14 protein-coding genes are annotated in these 21,220 nt (G+C 72.3%); 10 read left to right on the forward strand and 4 right to left on the reverse strand.

Annotated elements, in window-relative coordinates; translation table 11 throughout:
• Window positions 1-80 precede the first annotated feature (80 nt).
• The 3 genes from ASF78_RS09140 to ASF78_RS09150 are packed head-to-tail and all read left to right on the forward strand — an operon-like array spanning window position 81 to window position 6,792.
• Entirely contained in the window at window positions 81-1,250 is a 1,170-nt protein-coding gene (locus ASF78_RS09140; RefSeq protein ID WP_056587135.1) for a M48 family metalloprotease, read from the forward strand.
• On the forward strand, window positions 1,250-6,214 hold the full coding sequence (locus ASF78_RS09145; RefSeq protein ID WP_056587138.1) for an AAA domain-containing protein: 4,965 nt from the start codon (window positions 1,250-1,252) through the stop codon (window positions 6,212-6,214). The genes ASF78_RS09140 and ASF78_RS09145 overlap by 1 nt, the downstream gene beginning before the upstream one ends.
• Complete coding sequence (locus tag ASF78_RS09150; RefSeq protein WP_056587142.1) at window positions 6,211-6,792, forward strand: hypothetical protein; 582 nt, start codon at window positions 6,211-6,213, stop codon at window positions 6,790-6,792. Before ASF78_RS09145 ends, ASF78_RS09150 begins: the two co-directional genes overlap by 4 nt.
• A gap of 128 nt (window positions 6,793-6,920) precedes the next feature.
• Here ASF78_RS09150 and ASF78_RS09155 read toward each other — a convergent pair whose 3' ends face one another.
• The 4 genes from ASF78_RS09155 to ASF78_RS09170 all read right to left on the reverse strand — a co-directional run bounded on the left by ASF78_RS09155 (window position 6,921) and on the right by ASF78_RS09170 (window position 10,571).
• Window positions 6,921-7,658, reverse strand: coding sequence for a metallophosphoesterase (locus tag ASF78_RS09155; protein ID WP_056587144.1), 738 nt, complete (start codon window positions 7,656-7,658; stop codon window positions 6,921-6,923).
• Window positions 7,659-7,822: 164 nt separating this feature from the next.
• Window positions 7,823-9,373: an HNH endonuclease signature motif containing protein gene (locus ASF78_RS09160; RefSeq protein ID WP_162243348.1), complete on the reverse strand. Its 1,551-nt coding sequence runs from the start codon at window positions 9,371-9,373 to the stop codon at window positions 7,823-7,825.
• Between the two features lie 269 nt (window positions 9,374-9,642).
• Window positions 9,643-9,930 carry a hypothetical protein gene (locus tag ASF78_RS09165; protein ID WP_056587150.1) on the reverse strand — a complete coding sequence of 96 codons (288 nt, stop codon included), beginning with the start codon at window positions 9,928-9,930 and terminating at the stop codon, window positions 9,643-9,645.
• A 35-nt stretch (window positions 9,931-9,965) separates the two neighbouring features.
• On the reverse strand, window positions 9,966-10,571 hold the full coding sequence (locus ASF78_RS09170) for a sugar O-acetyltransferase (RefSeq protein WP_056587153.1): 606 nt from the start codon (window positions 10,569-10,571) through the stop codon (window positions 9,966-9,968).
• A 65-nt stretch (window positions 10,572-10,636) separates the two neighbouring features.
• Between ASF78_RS09170 and ASF78_RS09175 the strand changes: the two genes are divergently transcribed.
• The 7 genes from ASF78_RS09175 to ASF78_RS09205 all read left to right on the forward strand — a co-directional run bounded on the left by ASF78_RS09175 (window position 10,637) and on the right by ASF78_RS09205 (window position 21,167).
• Complete coding sequence (locus ASF78_RS09175; RefSeq protein WP_056587156.1) at window positions 10,637-12,874, forward strand: glycoside hydrolase family 3 N-terminal domain-containing protein; 2,238 nt, start codon at window positions 10,637-10,639, stop codon at window positions 12,872-12,874.
• A gap of 3 nt (window positions 12,875-12,877) precedes the next feature.
• Entirely contained in the window at window positions 12,878-13,543 is a 666-nt protein-coding gene (locus ASF78_RS09180; RefSeq protein ID WP_056587159.1) for a class I SAM-dependent methyltransferase, read from the forward strand.
• Window positions 13,544-13,588: 45 nt separating this feature from the next.
• On the forward strand, window positions 13,589-14,815 hold the full coding sequence (locus tag ASF78_RS09185; RefSeq protein ID WP_056587162.1) for an ROK family transcriptional regulator: 1,227 nt from the start codon (window positions 13,589-13,591) through the stop codon (window positions 14,813-14,815).
• Window positions 14,816-14,939: 124 nt separating this feature from the next.
• Window positions 14,940-16,301 carry an extracellular solute-binding protein gene (locus tag ASF78_RS09190; RefSeq protein ID WP_056587165.1) on the forward strand — a complete coding sequence of 454 codons (1,362 nt, stop codon included), beginning with the start codon at window positions 14,940-14,942 and terminating at the stop codon, window positions 16,299-16,301.
• Entirely contained in the window at window positions 16,298-17,233 is a 936-nt protein-coding gene (locus ASF78_RS09195) for a carbohydrate ABC transporter permease (protein WP_056588421.1), read from the forward strand. The genes ASF78_RS09190 and ASF78_RS09195 overlap by 4 nt, the downstream gene beginning before the upstream one ends.
• Entirely contained in the window at window positions 17,234-18,130 is an 897-nt protein-coding gene (locus tag ASF78_RS09200; protein ID WP_056587168.1) for a carbohydrate ABC transporter permease, read from the forward strand. It begins immediately after the preceding gene.
• 25 nt (window positions 18,131-18,155) lie between these two features.
• Window positions 18,156-21,167: a glycoside hydrolase family 38 C-terminal domain-containing protein gene (locus ASF78_RS09205; RefSeq protein WP_056587171.1), complete on the forward strand. Its 3,012-nt coding sequence runs from the start codon at window positions 18,156-18,158 to the stop codon at window positions 21,165-21,167.
• Window positions 21,168-21,220: the final 53 nt, after the last annotated feature.

The following is a 21,220-nucleotide window of genomic DNA, read 5'->3' on the forward strand; positions in this document are numbered from 1 at the left end:
GAACCGGACGCCCCCGCGCCTAGGCGCGAATGTGAAGACTCCGCGAAGATGTCCCCCGCTCGCGTTATCGTCGCCGGGCCATGACGACGAAGGGAACGCTGGTGACGGGGTTCGGACCGCTCGCGTACCACCGCGACGTCGCGACGATCCTGGAACGGGAGAACCCCGTGGCGTTCCGGTCCCTGCGGCCCACCACCCCGACGGCGGAGCTCGAGCAGGTGCTGCTGCGGCAGACGTACCGCGTGGACCCGGTCGGGCACGCCGAGGTGCACGCGGCCGTCCAGCGGGCCGCGGACGCGCTCGGGGTCGTGCTCCCGATCGAGATCTACGTCGACGAGCGTGGGCAGGGCGGCGCCGCCGAGCTCGTGTTCGTGCCGGACCGGGCGGTCCTGATCCTCTCCGGCAGCCTGCTGAACCTGCTCGACCCCGAGGAGCTGTGCGCGGTCGCGGGTCACGAGCTGGCGCACCACGTCCTGTGGACCGCGGACGAGGGTCGGTACCTGGCGGCGTCGCGGTTGCTCGACGCGGCCGAGTCCGACGCCCGCACCCCGTCGGAGTACCTGGAGACTGCCCGCCGGTTCCGGCTGGCCACCGAGCTGGTCGCCGACCGCGGCGGGATGCTGGCGAGCGGCTCGCTGACGACGACCGTGAGCGGGCTGGTCAAGGTGGTCACCGGCCTGACGAAGGTCGACTCGGCGGCGTACCTGCGGCAGGCCGCCGAGGTGGACTACAGCGTGCCGAGCGCCGGCAGCACCCACCCGGAGACCGTCCTGCGGGCGTGGGCGCTGCAGGAGTGGGCGGAGCGCGGTCCTGGTGCCGACGCGATGGTCGAGGCGTCGCTGGGTCCGCAGCTCGACCTCGCGGTGCTCGACGTGCTGGGGCAGGACCGGCTCGTCGAGATCACGCGGTCGCTCGTGTGGATGCTCGTGGCGGACGACGCCGTCCGCAGCGAGGAGGCCCTGGACCTGGCGCGGCGGTTCGGGGTCGTCGTCGGCGGCACCCCGGTCATCACGGACATGCCCACGACGCTCGCCACCGAGACGCGCACCTACCTGGCGGCCGTGCTGCTCGACTTCGCGACGGCCGACGACGAGGGCGGTGCCGACGACCTGGGCGCGGTGCTCGCGCTGGCCCGCCGGGTGGGGCTGGGCGACGAGCTGCTGCGGATGTTCGGCGCCGAGCTGGACCTGGGCGACCGGGCGATGTCCAGGGTGCTCGCGTCGGCCGACTCCCCGCGGGTGGTGCGCTGATGCGCCGGCTGGTCGAGCGTGCGGTGGACCGTGGCGGGCTGCCCGCCGACGACGTCCTCGGTCTGCTGCTGCCCCTGTTCCGCACGGTGCAGGCGCTGCACGAGACGGGCAGGGTCGCGCCGCTGCGGGGCCTCGCGGCGCTGGCCGACGACGGCGACGACCCGGTGACCGTCGACGAGACGCTCGCCGGGCCGCCGGTGCGGAACAGGTCGGCGATCGCTGCCGCGGAGCTCAGCGGGGCCGTCGAGGTCGACCACGAGGAGGGTTCCGTCCGGATCGTCGCCGGTTGGCAGCGCTGGGAGCATCTCGTCGGCCACCACGACGAGCTCACCGACATCGCCAGCCTGGGCGAGCTGTTCGTCGCGCTCGTGTGCGGGCTGGACCTGGCCGAGGAGAGTGACGCGGCGCTGCTGCAGGAGCGCCGGAACAACCTGTTCGCCCTGGACCCCGGGCTGCACCCGGTCCTCGCGACGGTCGCCAGCGCGATGATCGCGCCCGACCGCCGGCGCCGCGCGCAGGACCTCGCCGACGTCGTCGCGCGGCTGGAGTCGTACCGAGACCAGCCAGAGGACTTCGACCTCGACCGGGTGCTGAGCGCGCAGCCCGACTCCCGCGCGGCCGTCCTGGAGCACCTCCGGGACCGGCTCTTCGACGCCTCCCGTCGCAACCCGCTCCTGCACTTCCGGCCCACCGGCCGGACCATCAACCTCACCGAGGCGTCCGTCCCGCTCGTGCTGGACGTCCGGCACATCCGCGCGTCACAGCTGTTCACCTGGGGCGGTCCGGCGTCCTCCCGGCTGCTCGACGGGAAGGTCCTCGACGTCGGGTCCCTGGTCCGCTGGGACGACGCCCCCTACGCCGCGGCGGCGCTCGACGCGCTGATCTCGTCGGCCCGCCGCGACCGTGCCGAGTACGGACGGGACCAGCTGCGGCTGGTCGTGGCGTTCCTGCGCTGGCACGACGTGAAGAACGACCCGACGACACCGATCGAGTCGCCCCTCGTGCTGGCGCCGGTGACGGTGACCAAGCAACGCGGCGTGCGCGACGCGTACCGCCTGGAGCTGACCAGCACGGTCGCCGAGGTCAACCCGGTGCTGCGGCACCAGCTGGACGAGCTGTTCGGGCTGCGGCTGCCGGAGACGATCGACCTCGCCGCGGACGGGGCCGTCGAGGAGCTGCGGGCGACCATCGAGAAGCAGGCGCGCGCGACGCAGCCGGCCGTCGTGGTCTCCCTCGTCGACAAGCCCCGCATCGAGCTGGTCCGGCACCGCGCGCAGGTGGCGCTCCAGGCGTACCGGCGACGTCGGCCGTCCAGCCGCCCGACGATCGGCCGCCGCCAGTACGCCTACTCCTACCGGCGTCCGGGCTGGGCACCGCTGGGCGTGCAGATCTACGCCGACCGGATCCAGCGGCGACCCATCCCGCTGTCGGTCGAGCTGGGTGACCGGCCCGCGCCGCAGCACGTGGTCGAGACGTTCTCGGTGCAGTCGACGGCCGACGCGAACCCGTACACGTGGGACGTCGACCTGACGATGGTCACGCTGGCCAACTTCAACTACCGCACGCTCAGCCTGGTCCGCGACTACGACTCCCTCCTGACCGATCCGCTGGAGAACGCCGCATTCGACGAGCTGTTCTCGAGCGCCCCGCGGGACGTCGCCGAGCACGGCGCGACCGTCCCCGTGGCCGACCGCTACCTGGTGGTCCCGGCGGACGCGTCGCAGGTCGGCGCCGTGGCGCTGGCCCGCTCCGGGGACAACTTCGTCATCCAGGGGCCGCCCGGCACCGGCAAGTCGCAGACGATCACCAACCTGGTCGCCGACTTCGTCGCGCACGGCAAGCGCGTCCTGTTCGTCTGCCAGAAGCGGGCCGCCCTCGACGTCGTGCACGCCCGGCTGCGTGCGCAGGGGCTGGGCGAGATCTGCACGCTGGTGCACGACAGCCAGCAGGACAAGAAGGAGTTCGTGCACGGCCTGCGGGACACGTACGAGCGGTGGCTCGCCGACGACGAGCCGCTGGAGGCCGTCGAGGCGCGACGGGCGGCGCTGATCGAGGCGACGACCGCCGCGCTCACCGAGGTCGGTGCGTACGAGCGGGCGCTCGCGGGTGTGCAGGACGTGCTCGACCGGCTGATCTCGTTGCGGGGGTTCCGCTGGGGCGACGACCTGACCCCCGCCGAGCAGGCGCTCCTGCCCGAGCCCGCCGACTGGGTGCCTGCCCGCCCGCTGGTCGACTCGCTGGTCTCGGCCCTGGCACGCGCGGGCGCGGCGCCGGTGCTCGCCCGCACCCCGGTCCGCCTGGTCGACCCCGCGATCCTCGACGAGTCGCGCGCCGACGCGGTGGTGGCGCAGCGCGCCCACGAGGCGGTGCACGCGATCGAGGCGGTGCTCGCGCTGCTCGTCGCGTCGTGGGACGCCGACGGGCTCACGGTGGACGACGCGGACGCGATCGGGCAGATGCACGCGGTGCTCGCCCCGCTGGTCCAGCGCGACCTCGGGTCGGCCGTCACGCCGCGCACGCCGGCCGCCCGGCGGCTGCAGGAGGCGACGGTCGCCTGGCGCGAGGTCGAGGCCGCCGCGGACGCGGCCGACCGGGCGGCGGTGGGCTGGCGCGAGCCGTTGTCGGCACCCGACGCGGCGGCGGCCCTGGACATCGCCCGCCGACGCGAGACGTCGGCCTGGAAGTTCCTCGACGGCGGCTGGCGACGCGTGAAGCGGCTGGTCGCGGCGGGGTTCGACGCGGGTGACCGGCAGGTCCGGCCGACCGTGACGCAGTCGCTGGAGCTGCTCGTCGCGCGCTACGACACCGCGGCCCGCGCCGACGCGCTCTCGCAGGAGCTCGCCCGCGAGTGGGGGCACGGCGACCTCGCGGTGCTCAGTGACCGGATCACCGCGATCCGGAAGTACACCGGCGCGCTCGCCGTGTGGCGCACGCGTCTGGCCGACACCGAGCCCGACGACGTGCTCGACCGGCTCCCGGACCAGGTCGACGCGGTGCGGGCGTGCCTGTCGGGACTCGTCCTGGGTGCCGACGACCTCCCGATGACAGCGTTGCGCGACGAGCTGCGCGGCCTCACCGGCGCCGACGGGCAGGCGCTCGTGCGCGCGGCGGCAGGCACCCTGCGCGACCTCGCCGCGGCCCCGACCGTGCTGCGCGCGCTCCGGCACCTCGACGCGTCACCGGACCAGCTCGAGCACGCCGTCGTCGCCGCGTCCATGCGGGAGGCCCGTGCGCTGGAGCCCGCCCTGAACCGGCTCGACGGCGACCGGCTCGCCGACCTGCTGGACCGGGTCGCCGAGCGTGCCCCCGAGCTCCAGCGCGCCAACGCGGCCGTGGTCACCGCCCGGCTGCGCGCCCGGTTCACGGAGTCCGTCGCGCACTCGCAGCGGAGCGTCACCGGCATGAACGCCGAGGACCGAGCGCTCAAGGCGGTCTGGATGGCCGGCCGGCGCGAGCTGGAGCACGAGTTCGGCAAGGTCCGCGCGTACAAGTCGATCCGGCACCTGGCCTCGTCGGACCCCGGCGCGGTCGTCGCGGCGATGCGCCCGGTGTGGCTGATGAGCCCGTCGTCGCTGTCGGACACCCTGCCGCTGGAGACGTCGTTCGACGTCGTGATCTTCGACGAGGCCAGCCAGATCCCCGTCGAGGAAGCCGTGCCGGCGCTGTTCCGTGGCGCGCAGGTCATCGTCGTCGGGGACCGGATGCAGCTGCCGCCGACGCGGTACTTCCAGGTCGGTGCACCGGCCTCCGACGAGCAGGTCAGCGACGACGACGCCCCGGTGGGGGTCGTGCTCGACTCCGACAGCTTCCTCGCGGTCGGGTCCGTCCGGCTGCCGTCGACCATGCTGACGTGGCACTACCGCAGCCAGTACGAGGCGCTCATCCAGTTCAGCAACGCGGCTTTCTACGAGGGCCGGCTGACCACGATCCCGGACCGGACCCTGACCCACGTACGGGCGCGTCCGCTGGAGGTGACCGTCTCCGCCATGGCCCCCGACGACGTCACCGCCGCCGTCGACGGTCTGCTGGAGCGGAGCATCAGCGCCATCCGGGTGCTCGACGGTGTGTACACGCAGCGCACCAACCCGCAGGAGGCCGTCTGGATCGCGCACCTGGTCCGCGAGCTGCTGGCCCGGGGGACCGGTCAGACGCTCGGGATCGTCGCGTTCTCCGAGGCGCAGCAGTCCGAGATCGAGCGTGCGCTGGAGCGCCTCGGCCGCGAGGACGCCGAGTTCGCCCGCCGGTACGACGCCGAGCTCGCACGCGAGGAGGACGGCCAGGTGGTCGGGCTGTTCGTGAAGAACCTCGAGAACGTCCAGGGCGACGAGCGCGACGTCATCCTCATGAGCGTCTGCTACGCCGCCGGCCCCGACGGTCGCATGCGCATGAACTTCGGGCCCATCAACAACGCGGGCGGCGAGAAGCGCCTCAACGTCATCTTCAGCCGCGCCCGCCGGCACATGGTCCTGGTCAGCAGCATCGACCACACCGCGATCACCAACACCTACAACGACGGCGCCAACACCCTGCGCGGCTTCCTGCACTACGCCGACGCGGTCTCCAACGGCGACGCGGCGGCGGCGTCCGGCGTGCTGACCGGGCTCCGCGAGCGCAGCGGGCGGACCGCACCCGAGCCCGTCTCACCGATCGTCGAGCAGATCGCCGACGCGGTCCGCGCGGCCGGCGTCGAGGTCGTCGCCGGCGTCGGGCAGTCCGCGTTCCGCGCCGACCTGGCACTGCGACCCGTCGGCGCCGCGGAGCACACCGTCGGGGTGCTCGTCGACCAGCCGTCCCGGCTCCTCGCGCACTCCCTCGACGAGCGCCGCGTCACCCAGCCGACCGCGCTGCGTTCCGGCGGGTGGCGCGTCGTGCAGGTGCTCGCCACCGAGTGGGAGTCGGACCCCGACGAGGTGGTCCGCCGGCTGGTCGCCGCGGTGGGTCACGACGCCGCGGCGTCACCGTGACCTGGTTCGCGCACCAGGTGTTCGCCGAACCTCGTCCGGACGTCATCGCCCCGCTCCGGCACGCCTTCGGTGACGCCCTGTTCCGGGTCGCCGACCTGCCCGCCCACTGGTCGCCGGGGTCGGCCCCGCTGTCGATGCCCACCCAGGGGCTCCTCGTCGTGCGCGAGCTCTGCGCACCGCCCGGCGACGACCCGTCGGGTGTCCACCCGCCCCTCGGGCTGCTGCTCCTCCTCCGCCGGATCAGCGTCGCCACCGACTCGGTGGTCAGCCTGTACTGCGCCGGCTACTGGGGCGGCGACATCGAGTACGCCCAGGCCTGGACCTTCACGGGAGACGGGGGTGGCGGCCGGGTCCACCTGCACACCGTGGAGGAGGGCCGAGACGCCCACGGCTCGGTCGAGTCGCGCCCCGCGGTGCGCAGCTGGGACCAGCACCGTCCCCAGGACGCCCCCGAGATCACCCTCGACGGAGACGTGCTGACGCTGGTGCTCGACCATCACGACGTGCACCTCGACGGCGGCTACTTCGCCGCCCACAGCCGCAGCTTCGACTGGAGCCGCTACCGGCTCGACCGCTGACGAACCTGCTCGACCCTGATTGAGCATGCTCGACCAGGCTCAGCCTCGACGGAACCGGCGACGGCCCGGACCTCCGTCGCAGGGCCGGTCAGGCGGTCGAGCCGACCGCCTCCGACCGCATCCCGTCGTCAGTCGCTCGACGCCAGCTCGGCGTGCATGCCGCGGTAGATGGCGGTCCGCAGCTCGATCGCCCACGCCTCCAGCTCGGGCATCCCTGCGGCCTCGGCGACGGCGATCTCCGCCTCCACGTCGTACGGCACGCGCACGATCTGCAGGCTGAACGTCTGGCCCACGCCCTCGAGGATCACGTACGACGCGGTCGTCTCGTCCAGCGGGTTGCCGACGCTGCCCACGTTGACCAGGGTGCGGCCGCGGTCGGTCTCGACGTAGGCGTCGTGGACGTCGCCGTAGAGGACCACGGTCGGCTCTGGGCCGTCGCCCGTGAGCTCGGTGGTCGCGAACATCGCCGCGAACTCGTCGGCGGAGTGGTGGAAGTGCACCCGCGTGTAGACGCTCGTCGCCGACGCGTGGAACAGCCGGACGTTCCGGCCCGCGACCACCAGGTCGTGGCTCAGCGGCAACGCGGACAGCCAGGTCCGGTCGTCGACCGTCAGCTCGTCGTGCCACCAGCGGATCGCCGGGTCGTCGTGCTCGGCCGACACCGGCAGGAAGTCGTCCCAGTTCCCCCGGACCGTCAGCGCGCAGCGCTCGCGGGTGCGGGCGACCGCCGCCGAGCCACGCGGACCCTTCCCGGCGACATCACCGAGGTTGAGGATCGTCGTGATCCCGCGCGCGTCGATGTCCGCCAGCACCGCGTCGAACGCGGTCAGGTTGCCGTGCACGTCGGACAGGACCGCGATACGCATGCGCGCCAACGTAGCGGGCGCACCTGTCCGCATCGACCGGTTTCGATACGCGACCGAACGGGTCCGCGGCGCGCTCCGGCCGGGGCGGTCGGTATGCCGACGGGGGTGGGCTCCTGCGCGCGACAGTGGTCGGCGTGTGTGCGAGGGCGACGATCGTCCGCAGCTCAGAACGGGGGGTCGTCGCGGTCGGCTCGGGGTGGTGGCGGTGGTCGGTGGTGGAGCGCCTGGGGTGGGACCAGGACCGGGACGGGATGTCGGGCGCTCGTGATGCCGTGCCGGTCCGTCCACGACGAGACGCCGGTGGTCCGGTCGTAGGTGACGGTCCACCAGCCGTCCGTCTTGGCCTGGTGGTGGTGCTTGCACAACGCGTGGAGGTTCGACTCGCAGGTCTGCGGGTCGTGCAGCTCCTGGTCGCGCGTGAAGTCGTAGGGGACGCGGTGGTCGATCTCGCACCGGGTCGCGGGCTGGCGACAGCCCGGGAAGGTGCAGGTCACGTCGCGCGCCTGCACCGTGCGCGTCAGGTCGGCACCCGGCCGGTACGACTGGGTGCCGACGGAGCAGGCCTGCCCGGTGGCGGGGTCGGTCAGCACGCGGCGCCAGGTGGCGTCCTGGGCGAGCTCACGGGCGACCTGCGCCGGGATGGGTCCGTAGGAACCGAGGACGGCGGGGGCGTCGTCAAGGCCCGCCAGGGTGCTGGCGGCGACGGTGACCTGCAGGGCGACCCGCTGCCCGTGACGTGTGGGGAGGGCTGTCCCGTCCGGGGTCGCCTGCCGGTCCAGGATCGACATGAACACGTCGCTGAACGCGTCCGCGCGGCGCTGGTCGACAGTCCGTTCGTCGCCGTCGAGGGCCGCGTGCCCGGCCAGAGCGTCGATCGCAGTGAATGCCGCCGTCGCCTCGGCCGCGGGCAGGTACGCGATCAGGCGGGCCATCGCGTCGGGCGCCAGGTCCAGGAACACGCCTCGCCGCTCCCGCTCCACGACGCGACGCTGCTCGGCGACGGCCGGGTCGGCGGCGATCAGGGTCGCACGCACGTGCCGGGTCAGCTGCGGGCCGGTCATCGTCTCCGCGCGGTCCACGGCATCGGCGACCACCGCGGCGACCTCGCTGCGTGACAGGCTCCCGCCGCCCCGACCGACCTCGTCCAGGATCACGTCGACCTTGCGTGCGGCGACGGCGCCGGCCGTCCACGCGTCGGCCAACGCGGGGTGCTGTGCCGTGCCCCACGCGCGGAGGAACAGGTTCTCGGCGTGGCGCCTCGTCGAGACCAGGGCGCACGCGAGCTCGTCGGGCACGTGCCGCAGCGCGTCCGGCGTCCGTGCCTCGAGCTCGCGGACCCACACCGCCTGCGCGGCCTCGACCATGTTCAGGACCTGCTGCCACGCCGCGACCCCGTTCACCAGCGCCGCCCCGGAGACCTCGGCGACCGGGACCGAACCGAGCATCGCGACCAGCTGCGCGACGTCCGTGTCGGGGATCGGGAAGTCCTCGACCGCGCCCAGGTCCACCACGCGCGCACCCGGTGGGACCGCCGGTGCTGCCTCGGGACGAGCGCCGCGCCCGGAGTCGGCCCACACGAGGGCGGGGGACGTCATCGGCGGCAGGCCGAGGGTCCACGCAAGCCCCGTCGCGTCGAGGTCGTCGACGACGCGATCGTCGAGCACCGCCGTCACCGTGACCACCTCCTGCCGCACACGAGTCGCCCGATCGGGCATAGAACAAATGTACGACCAGCCACTGACATGCGCCTGTGACCTGCGGGAACGCCACTGAGTTCGAGCATCGTCGTCGCCGGCCCGCGGCATCGGGACGGCGCGAGCGAGGTGGGGCGTCGCCGTGGGTGTGGTGAGTGGGCACTGCGGAGGTGCCCGTGGAGCGCTCCTTCGCCCTGGTCAGGCGGTGGGCGCGGTCCCGCCAACCGCGACGACCGGCTCGCCGTCGTCCACCGCGCGGGCGCCGCCATCATCACCCGGCTGGGCGCGACCTAGAACTCCAGCCACTCACAGGCCTCGCCAGCGGCCACGGCGACCTGCTCCGTGACCTGTGCCATCCAGTCCTCCGCCCGAGGCAGGTCGCCGTCGACGACTACCTGCCAGCCGACCTCCTCACCGGAGTACGCGATCTCGATCCCCTCGACGCGGGCACGGAAGTCACCTTCCCCGTCGATGGGCTCGGATGCCCAGCCCTCCGCCAGGAGGACCGATGCCATCCGGTCGGCACGGATCGCGGGCCAGCCATGATCGGCGACCGTACGGATCAGAAACTCACGCACGCCCAGATCATGGCAGGCCAGCAGGAAGACACGCCCTAGTCGAGGCTGTTCGGCGCCCGGTCCTCGTCGACGGACCGCAGCACCCGGCACGGTGAGCCGACCGCGACGACGCGTGGCGGGATGTCGCGTGTGACGACGGACCCGGCGCCGATCACGCTGCCCGCGCCGATGGTCACGCCGGGCAGGATCACCACGCCCGCGCCGATCCACACGTCGTCCTCGATGTGCACGGGCAGGGAGAACTGCCATCCGCCGACGCGCTCCTCGGGCACGGTCGGGTGGCCGGCGGTCGAGATGGTGACGTTGGGGGCGATCATGACGCGGTCGCCGATGTGGATGTCGGCGTCGTCGACGAGCACGAGGTTGAAGTTGGCGTAGAACCCGTCGCCGACGTGCACGTGCGAGCCGTACGAGACGTGGAAGGGGGGCTCGATCCAGACGTCGGAGCCGACGGAGCCGAGGAGCTGCTGCAGGATCGCCGTCCGCCGCGCGGCCTCACCCGGGCGGGAGTGGTTGAAGTCGTAGGTCAGCTCCTTGCCTGCGACACGCTCGGCCTCGAGCGCGTCCAGGCCGGGGCCGAAGTCGACGTACAGCTCGCCCGTGTTCAGCTTCGCCCTAACCGCTTCGTACTCGTCCGTCATCGCACGCTCCTCTAGGGTGTCCCGCAGACATCATCGTCGAATCGATCCGACACCGGGACATCGCCATGAACGCGCCCTACCAGGACCCTGCCCTCTCCGTCGCAGAGCGCGTCGCCGACCTCGTCGGGCGCATGACGCTCGCAGAGAAGGTCGGGCAGATGATGCAGCTGAACTCCCAGGGCGGTGTCGAGGACCTGGTCCTCAACCTGCACGTCGGGTCGATCCTGCACACCTCGCCGGAGCGGGTGCGCCAGGCCCACGAGCTCACCGCGCAGACGCGCCTGCAGATCCCGCTGCTGATCGCGGAGGACTGCATCCACGGGCACTCCTTCTGGGAGGGCGCGACGATCTTCCCGACGCAGCTCGGCATGGCGGCGACCTGGGACGCGGACCTGCTGGAGCGGGCCGCGCGGGCGACGGCCGTCGAGGTGGCGGCGACCGGCATCCACTGGACGTTCTCGCCGGTGCTCTGCATCGCCCGTGACCTGCGCTGGGGCCGGGTCAGCGAGACGTTCGGCGAGGACCCGTTCCTCCTCGGCGAGCTGGCCTCCGCGATGGTCCGGGGCTACCAGGGCGACGGGCTGTCGGACCCGACGGCGATCCTGGCGACGGCCAAGCACTTCGCGGGCTACTCCGAGACGCAGGGCGGCCGCGACGCCACCGAGGCGGACATCTCCCGCCGCAAGCTCCGCTCCTGGTTCCTGCCCCCGTTCGAGCGCGTCGCTCGCGAGGGGTGCCGGACGTTCATGCTCGGGTACCAGTCGATGGACGGCGTCCCGATCACGATCAACGAGTGGCTGCTCAACGAGGTCCTGCGCGGCGAGTGGGGCTACGAGGGCACGCTCGTCACGGACTGGGACAACGTCGGCCGGATGGTCTGGGAGCAGCACATCCAGCCCGACTACGCGCATGCGTCGGCGGCGGCCGTGCGGGCCGGCAACGACATGGTGATGACGACGCCCGGGTTCTTCGAGGGTGCGCAGGAGGCCGTGCGGGAGGGCCTTCTCGACGAGGCCGCCCTCGACGCGGCCGTCGGCCGGATCCTCACCCTGAAGTTCGAGCTGGGGCTGTTCGAGGACCCCCGGCAGCCGTCGGTGGAGCGGCAGACGGCGGTCATCGGCTCGGCCGAGCACGCCGAGCTGAACCTGGAGCTGGCCCGTCGTTCGCTGGTGCTGCTGACCAACGACGGGACGCTCCCGCTCTCCGACGAGAAGAAGACGATCGCCGTCGTCGGCCCCAACGCCGACGACCAGCACACGCAGCTCGGCGACTGGGCGGGCTCGTCCGGCCAGGCCGACTGGCTGCCCGACGGCCACCCGCGCGAGCTGACGCAGACCGTGCTCGACGGCTTCCGCGCCCAGGTGCCCGACGGCTGGACCGTCACGCACGCCCGCGGCGCGGACATCCTGACGCTCGGCGCCGACCCCGAGGGCGAGTTCTTCCCCGACGGCCAGCCGCGCCCGCAGGTGGTGTTCCCGACCGACCCCGACGCCGCGCTGATCGCCGAGGCGGTGGCCGCGGCGCGCGACGCCGACGTCGTCGTCGCGGTGGTCGGTGACCGCATCGAGCTCGTCGGCGAGGGTCGGTCGACGGCGACGCTGGAGCTCGTCGGTGGGCAGGTGGCCCTGCTCGACGCGCTCGCGGAGACGGGCACGCCGATGGTCGTCGTCGTCATCGCCAGCAAGCCGCACGTGCTCCCGCCGTCGGCCAGGAACGCCGCGGCGATCCTCTGGGCCGCGAACCCCGGGATGCGTGGCGGGACCGCGATCGCCGAGCTGGTGCTGGGCCGGATCGAGCCGTCGGGGCGGTTGCCCATCTCGTTCGCGGAGCACGTCGGCCAGCTGCCCGTGTTCTACAACCAGCTGCCCGGCCAGCACGGCACGCGGTACGCGGACCTGACGCAGCGGGTGCCGTTCGCGTTCGGCGAGGGGCTGTCCTACACGACCGTCGAGTACGCGGACCTGCAGGTGGTCGAGGCGGTGCTCGGGGTCGACGACACCGTGCGCGCCCACGTCACGCTGCACAACACGGGCGACCGGCCGTCGCGGGAGACCGTGCAGGTCTACGTCCGCGACACCGTCACGTCCGTGACCTGGGCGACCAAGGAGCTCAAGACCTACCGGCAGGTGGACGTCGCCCCGGGGGAGCGTGTCGTCGTCGACCTCGCGCTGCCCGTCGCCGACTGCACGCTGGTCGACGCGAACGGCCGGCGGATCGTCGAGCCCGGGAAGTTCGAGCTGCTGGTGGGCCCGTCGTCGCGCGACGAGGTGCTCCTGCGGGCGGGCTTCGTGGTCCGGGACTGACCCGTGTCCCTCGACGCCACCCGGGCGACGTACGACACCGTCGCGGAGGACTACGCACGGCTGGTCACCGGGCTGGACGCCGAGGGTCCGCTGGACCGCGCGATGCTCGCCGACTTCGCGGACCGCGTCGACGGGCCGGTCGCGGACGTCGGCTGCGGGACCGGCCGGATGAGCGCGTACCTGTCCGGGCTGGGCATCGACGTCGTCGGCATCGACCTGTCGCCCGGCATGATCGCCGTCGCGCGGGAGACGTACCCGTCGTTGCGCTTCGAGGTCGGGTCGATGACCGCCCTGGACCTTCCCGACGGGGGTGTCGCGGGCGTGCTGGCCTGGTACTCGATCATCCACACGCCGCCCGAGGGTCTGCCGGAGGTCGTCGCCGAGCTGCGTCGGGTCCTGGTGCCCGGCGGGCACCTGCTGCTCGGGTTCCAGGCGGGTGCCGACGAGCACCGGTCGCTGACCCACGCGTACGGGCACGACGTGCAGTGCGACGCGTGGCTGCACTCGCCCGACACGGTCGCTGCGCTGATCGAGGCCGCCGGCTTCACGGTCGACGCGCGCCTGGTCCGCGAGCCGACCGGCCGCGAGCGCCGTCCGCAGGCGAGCCTGCTCGCGTCGCTGCCAGCTGACGATCGCGGTGACCGGACGCGCGGCGGCGCGGTGACATGATGTCCCGGCCGAGCGGATCGACGGACGTGACCGGGGGTGGGACCAGTGCGCCGAGGGACGAACCTGCCGCGGATGGCGGGGTTCAACCAGACGGTGATCCTCGACGTGGTGCGACGGGCGGACTCGGGTCTGACCCGTGCGCAGCTGGCCCGGCGGACGGGGCTGTCCGCGCAGACGGTGACCAACGCGACGCGGCGGCTGCTCGAGCAGGGGCTGGTGCGCGAGGAGGGTGAGGGGTCGCGGCTGGGGCCGGGCCGGCCGGGCACGCTGGTCCACCTGGACGCCAGCGGTCGGTACGCGATCGGCGTCCACCTGGACCCCGCGACCATGACGTTCGTGATCCTCGACCTCGCGGGCAACGCGGTGGCCGAGTCGCACCTGCCGGTGCCGCGTCCGGACCAGCCGGAGCTGGTCGTCGAGGGGATCGTCGGCGCGATCGAGGGTCTGGTCGCGTCCGCCGGCATCGACCGGGCGCTGCTGCTGGGCATCGGCATCGCGAGCCCCGGACCGATCGACGTGGACCGCGGCATCGTGCTCGACCCGCCCCACCTGCCCGGCTGGGACGGTGTGCCGCTGCGGGACGCGGTGCAGGCCCGGACGGGGCTGCCGGTGCTGCTGGACAAGGACACGATCGCGGCGGCGTCGGCCCACCTGTGGGACCCGGGCGTGCACCGGTCGAGCGAGTTCGTGTTCTTCTACCTCGGGACGGGCGTCGCGATGTCGCTGGTGATCCGCGACGAGGTGGTGCGCGGCGCGTCGGGCAACGCGGGCGAGGCGGGACACTTCGTGGTGGACCCGTCCGGGCCGGTGTGCGAGTGCGGCAAGCGCGGCTGCCTCGGCGCAGTGCTGGGCGAGGGGATCCTCGTGCAGCAGGGCCGGGCGGCGGGGGTCCCGCTGCCCGAGGCTCGCGACGTGGTCGAGCTGGACCAGGCGTTCACGGTGCTGTGTGCGGCGGCGGACGACGGTGACGCGCGTGCCGTCGAGGTGCTGGAGACGGCCGGTCGACGGCTCGGCATGGGTGCGGTCGTGGTCACCGACCTAGGCGACCTGGACACGGTGATCGTCGGCGGCCCGCTGTGGTCGCGGATGGAGCGGCACGCGATGCCGGCGCTGGAGAAGCTGGTGGCGAGCCACCGGGTGCCCAGCAGCTCGCACTCGGTGGCCGTGCTGGGCTCCCCGCTGGGCTCGCAGGTGGGTGCGGTGGGGGCGGGGCGGCTGGTGCTGAGCCAGGCGTTCACCCCACGCCCGTCGGACCTCCTGCTGCACGCCTGAGACCTCCCGAGATGATCCGGACGAACCAGGATCTTGTTAATACGTCATTTCGCGTTAATAATCGGATCCGGCGTCCGGCAACGAAGCCCGGCACGCGAGGAAGCACGGGAGCAAGGGAGCATCCATGCGTCTCAAGGCAGCAGTGGCCGCGTCCGGAGTGCTGGCGCTGGCCACACTCACCGCCTGTTCGGGTGGCGACGGAGGCGCCGACGGCGACAGCGCGAGCGGCGCCTCCACCGTCACGGTGGCGTACCAGAAGACCACCGCGTTCCACCAGCTCGACGACATGCTGCAGGTGGCCAAGACCCAGTTCGAGGACGCCAACCCCGACGTCACGATCGAGCTGCAGCCCATCGAGGCCGAGCAGGACCAGTACTTCACCAAGCTCGCGCTGATGAACGGCTCACCGGAGACGGCCCCGGACGTCATCTACGAGGACACCTTCCAGATCCGCTCCGACGCGGCCGCCGGCTACCTGCTGCCCATCGACGACTACCTGGCGGACTGGGAGGACTGGGACCAGTTCTTCGAGAACGCGAAGCAGGCCGGCCTCGGTGACGACGGCAAGACGTACGGCGTCTCGATGGGCACCGACACCCGCGGCATCTACTTCAACAAGACGATCTTCGAGCAGGCCGGCCTGCCGACGGACTGGCAGCCGGAGAGCTGGGACGACATCCTCGACGCCGCCCGGACGGTCAAGGAGAAGGTCCCGGACGTCATCCCGCTGAACATCTACGCGGGCAAGGCGGCCGGCGAGGCCACCACGATGCAGGGCTTCGAGATGCTGCTGTACGGCACCGAGGACACTCTCTACGACACCGACTCGAGCAAGTGGGTCCTGGGGTCCGAGGGGTTCACCGACTCGCTCGGCTTCCTCGACACCGTGTACGGCGAGGGCCTCGCGCCCAGCCTGGACATCGCGCTCGACGCCGCCGTCGGCAACCGGGTCAGCACCGAGCTGCTGCCCCAGGGCAAGCTCGCGATGGCGGTCGACGGCTCGTGGATGCCGGGCGGCTGGATCTCCGGCGAGAACGCCTGGCCCGAGTGGGAGCAGACGATGGGCATGGCCAAGATGCCGACGCAGGACGGCGGTGGCCCCGGGTTCACCTCGATGTCCGGCGGCTGGACGCTGGCGGTCGGCGCGCACGCGGAGGACCCGCAGGCGGCGTTCGACTTCATCACCACCGCGCTGAACAAGGAGAACACCTTCAAGTACGACACGGAGAACAGCCAGATCGCGGTGCGCAAGGACGTCGCCGAGGACCCGGAGTACATCGCGTACAACCCGTCCTTCGAGTTCTTCTCCGCGCTCGTGGACGTGACGCACTTCCGTCCGGCCACCCCGGACTACTCGCAGATCTCGTCGAACATCCAGGTGGCCGCCGAGGCGATGGCCACGCAGCAGCAGTCGCCGGAGGACGCCGCGGCCGCGTACGACGCCGCGGTGACAGGGATCGTCGGCGACGACAACACGACCGACTGACCGTGGCGGACCTCGCCATCGAGGCGGGTCGCGGCCGGGGGTCCTCCGCCCCCCGGTCGCGGCCCCGCCGGGTCGCCCTCACCCGGGTCCTGCCGCTGGTCCCGGCGGTCGCCCTCCTGCTGCTCTTCCTGGCCGGGCCGATCGTCTACTCGCTGTACGGCTCGCTCACCAACACGGCGCTGACCGGCTACAAGGCGGCGAACCCTGACTTCATCGGCCTGGACAACTACGCCAACCTGTTCTCCAGCCCCGAGTTCTGGAAGTCCGTCTGGCTCACGGTGCTGTTCGTCGGGGCGTCGGCCGTGATCGGGCAGAACGTGCTCGGCATGCTGCTGGCGCTGCTCATGCGGTCGTCGGTCAGGCCGCTGCGCTCGATCGTCGGTGGGCTCGTCGTGACGGCGTGGGTGCTGCCGGAGATCGTCGCGGCGTTCGCGCTGTACGCGTTCTTCTCCACCGACGGGACGCTCAACTCGATGCTCGGGTGGATCGGGCTCGACGGGACCACGTGGCTGATCACGTTCCCGATGTTCGCGGTCATCATGGCGAACATCTGGCGGGGGACGGCCTTCTCGATGATGGTCTACAACGCCGCGCTGTCCGAGGTGCCGCCCGAGATCACCGAGGCCGCCGAGATCGACGGGGCAGGCACGGTCCAGCGGTTCTTCCGCATCACGCTGCCGATGATCCGCCGGTCCATCTCGACGAACCTCATGCTCACCACGCTGCAGACCCTCGGCGTGTTCACGCTGATCTGGGTCATGACGGGCGGGGGGCCGGGGACGGCGAGCTCGACGCTGCCGGTGCTCGCGTACCAGCAGGCGTTCAAGTTCTCGCAGGTCGGGTACGGCACCGCGATCGCCACCGTGACGCTGGCCGTCGGCGCGATCTTCTCGATCGTCTACATCAAGGCGCTGAAGCCGGAGGTGGACTGAATGTCCGTCGTGGACCTGCCCGTCAGCACGCCCGTCGTGCCGCCCACCCGCCGGGAGCGCACCGCGCTCGCCTCGCCGCGCGGCCGGACCTCGCGCTGGGTGTCCTCGGTGATCCTCGGGCTCATCGGCCTGACGTTCCTGGTGCCGCTGGCGTGGATCGTGCTCGCGTCGCTCAACCCCACCGCGACGGTCGGCGTCACCTGGCCGGGTGAGCCGACGTTCGACAACTTCTCGTCGGTGTTCACGTGGGAGCAGACGCTGCTGCCGCTGTGGAACTCGACCGTCATCTCCATGGGCACGGCCGTCATCACGGTGGTCGTCTCGGTGCTCGCGGCATACCCGCTGTCGCGGTACCAGATGCGGTTCCGACGGTCGTTCCTGTACGGGATCCTCTTCGCCACCTGCCTGCCCATCACCGCGATGATGGTGCCGGTCTACGCGCTCTTCGTGAACCTGCACCTGCTCGACTCGGTGCCCGGGACCATCTTCTTCATGGCGGCCACGTCGCTGCCCATGGCGATCTGGATGACGAAGAACTTCATGGACTCGGTGCCGATCTCCCTGGAGGAGGCGGCCTGGGTGGACGGCGCGAGCGCGATGAAGGCGCTCCTCCGGATCGTCCTGCCGCTCATGCGACCCGGCCTGGCGGTCGTGTTCATCTTCGTGTTCACGATGGCGTGGGGGAACTTCTTCGTCCCCTTCGTCCTCCTGTACAGCCCGGAGAACCAGCCAGCCGCCGTCGCGATCTTCGACTTCTTCGGCACCTACGGCTCGGTCGCCTACGGCAAGCTCGCGGCCTTCTCGATCCTCTACGCCACCCCCGTCCTGGTGCTGTACCTGCTGGTCCAGCGGTTCTCCGGCGGCTCGTTCGCCATGGCCGGCGCCGTCAAGGGCTGACCACCTCTCTCGACTAAGGAGCACGATGCACGGCAACCCCCTGCTCGCCGAGGCGCGCATCGACCGATTCGTGGCCGACCAGATCGTCCCGGCCGTCTACCGTGGCCGCGTCCCGCTGACCCTGACCGCCTGGACGGCTCCGGGTGAACCGGTCCCGTTCCGCGAGGCGGTCGGTCAGGAGTACGAGCCGGTCGCGCCGGGTCTGGCGTGGGGCGCCCCGTGGAGCACCACCTGGTTCCACGTGACCGGCGAGGTGCCCGACGGCTGGTCGGCCGAGGGCACCGCGGTCGAGCTCGTGATCGACCTGGGCTTCTCCCGGTCGAACCCCGGGTTCCAGGCGGAGGGGCTGGTCTGGCGCCCGGACGGCACGACGATCAAGGGCGTCTCGCCGATGAACCAGGCGGTGCCGTGGTCGGGTGACCGGCAGGTCGACGTGTTCGTCGAGGCAGCCGGCAACCCGAACATCGCCAGCAACTTCGGGTTCGTACCGACGCCGTACGGCGAGCTGGCGACGGCGGGCAGCGAGCCGCAGTACGAGCTGAGGTGCGTCGACGTGGCGCTGCGCGACGTCGCCGTGTGGGAGCTCCTCCAGGACCTGACGGCGCTGATCGGCCTCATGAAGGCGCTGCCGGCGGACTCGACCCGGCGCGCGAGCATCCGGTTCGGGCTCGAGGACCTGCTCGACACGGTCGACCCCGACGACGTCGCGGGGTCGGCGGCCGCGGCCCGCACGTCGCTGCGCCCGCTGCTCGACGCCCCGGCGTCGGCCAGCGCGCACCACGCCTACGCGGTCGGGCACGCCCACATCGACTCGGCCTGGCTGTGGCCGGTGCGCGAGACCGTGCGCAAGTGCGCCCGCACGTTCTCCAACGTCATCGCGCTCATGGACGCCGACCCGGACTTCGTGTTCGCGTGCTCGTCGGCCCAGCAGTACGCCTGGATGAAGGAGTACTACCCGGAGCTCTTCGCCCGCATCAAGGAGAAGGTCGCCGCCGGCCAGTTCGTGCCCGTCGGGGGGATGTGGGTCGAGTCCGACACCAACATGCCCGGCGGCGAGGCGATGGCCCGGCAGATGGTGGCGGGCAAGCGGTTCTTCCTGGAGGAGTTCGGCGTCGAGACGCAGGACGTCTGGCTGCCCGACTCGTTCGGCTACTCCGGCGCGCTCCCCCAGATCGTGCGGTCGGCCGGTTCGCGCTGGTTCCTGTCGCAGAAGCTGTCGTGGAACGACACCGACCGGATGCCGCACCACACGTTCACGTGGGAGGGCATCGACGGCTCGCGCGTGCTCACGCACTTCCCGCCGGTCGACACTTACAACTCCGACCTGTCCGCGGGCGAGCTGCTGCACACCGAGCGGAACTTCGCGGAGAAGGGCGTCGCCGGATCGTCGATCGTGCCGTTCGGCTGGGGCGACGGCGGCGGTGGGCCGACGCGGGAGATGGTCGCGTCCGCGCACCGGTTCGCGTCGCTCGAAGGGGCGCCGACGGTCGAGCTGGGCAGCCCGAACACGTTCTTCGCACGCGCCGAGGCCGAGCTGGCGCAGCCGTCGGTGTGGACGGGGGAGATGTACCTCGAGTTCCACCGCGGCACCTACACCTCGCAGGCCCGCACCAAGCAGGGCAACCGGCGCAGCGAGCACCTGCTGCGCGAGGCCGAGCTCTGGGCGGCGACCGCCGCGGTCCAGGCCGGCGTCGAGTACCCGTACGACCAGCTCGAACGGCTGTGGCGCACCGCGCTGCTGCACCAGTTCCACGACATCCTGCCCGGCAGCTCGATCGGCTGGGTGCACCGGCAGGCGGAGGAGACGTACGCGGCGCTCGCGGTGGAGCTCGAGGAGCTGATCGCCGACGCGGCCGCCGCCGTCGTCGGGACCGGCGACCTGCCCCTGCTGCTCAACGCCGCGCCGCACACCCGCTCCGGGGTGGACGCCCTGGGTGCGGGACCGGTCCAGGCCGCCGACGGGGACGCCGTCACGCTGGTCCGGGCAGAGGACGGCACGATCCGCCTCCGCAACGGTCTCGTCGACGTGCACCTCACGCCCGGCGGGCAGATCGACTCGCTGCGGGACCTGGTCGCCGACCGGGAGGTTGTCCCCGCGGGTGCGCTCGCCAACCTGCTCCAGCTGCACCGCGACGCCCCGGCGCAGTGGGACGCGTGGGACATCGACAAGGAGTACCGCCGGGTGGGCACCGACCTGCTCGACGCCGACAGCCGTGAGGTGGTCTCCGAGACCGCGGACGCCGTCGTCGTGCGGACCACGCGCGCGTTCGGCTCGTCACGGCTGGTGCAGGACCTCACGGTGCGACGGGGCAGCGCGGCGGTCGAGATCGTCACCGACGTCGACTGGCACGAGCGGCAGAAGCTGCTCAAGCTCGCGTTCCCGCTCGACGTGCTGGCGGACCGGTCGGCGGCGGAGACCCAGTTCGGGCACGTCTACCGCCCGACGCACACCAACACGTCCTGGGACGCGGCGCGGTTCGAGATCTGTGCCCACCGCTGGGTGCACGTCGGGGAGACCGGCTACGGCGTCGCGATCGCCAACGACTCCACCTACGGCCACGACATCACGCGCCGGCCGGGGGGCTCGGGCACGACGGTGCGGTTGTCGCTGCTGCGGGCGCCGCTGTTCCCGGACCCGGAGGCGGACCAGGGGCACCACCGGCTGACCACCGTGCTGCACGCGGGCGCGACCATCGCGGACGCGGTCGAGGACGGCTACCGCACCAACCTGGCCGAGCGGGTGGTCCGGGGCGCGCACGCCGCGGAGCCGCTGGTCACCGTGTCGAACCCGGCCGTGGTGGTCGAGTCCGTCAAGCTCGCCGAGGACCGCAGCGGCGACGTCGTCGTGCGCCTGTACGAGTCGCTGGGCGGGAAGGCCCGCGCGACGGTCGTCCCCGGGTTCGCCGTATCGGGCGCCCGGGCCGTCGACCTGCTGGAGCGGGACGTCGAGGCCGCCGGTGCGACGGTCACCGACGGCGTCGTCGAGCTGGCGCTGCGCCCCTTCCAGCTCGTCACGCTCCGGTTGCCGCGGGCGTGACCCGGTCCCACCAGCGACGATGGAGTGCACGGTCGTCGTCATCGAGAGGAACA

Origin of the sequence: Cellulomonas sp. Leaf334, from assembly GCF_001424195.1 — a bacterium.
Lineage (GTDB): Bacteria > Actinomycetota > Actinomycetes > Actinomycetales > Cellulomonadaceae > Cellulomonas.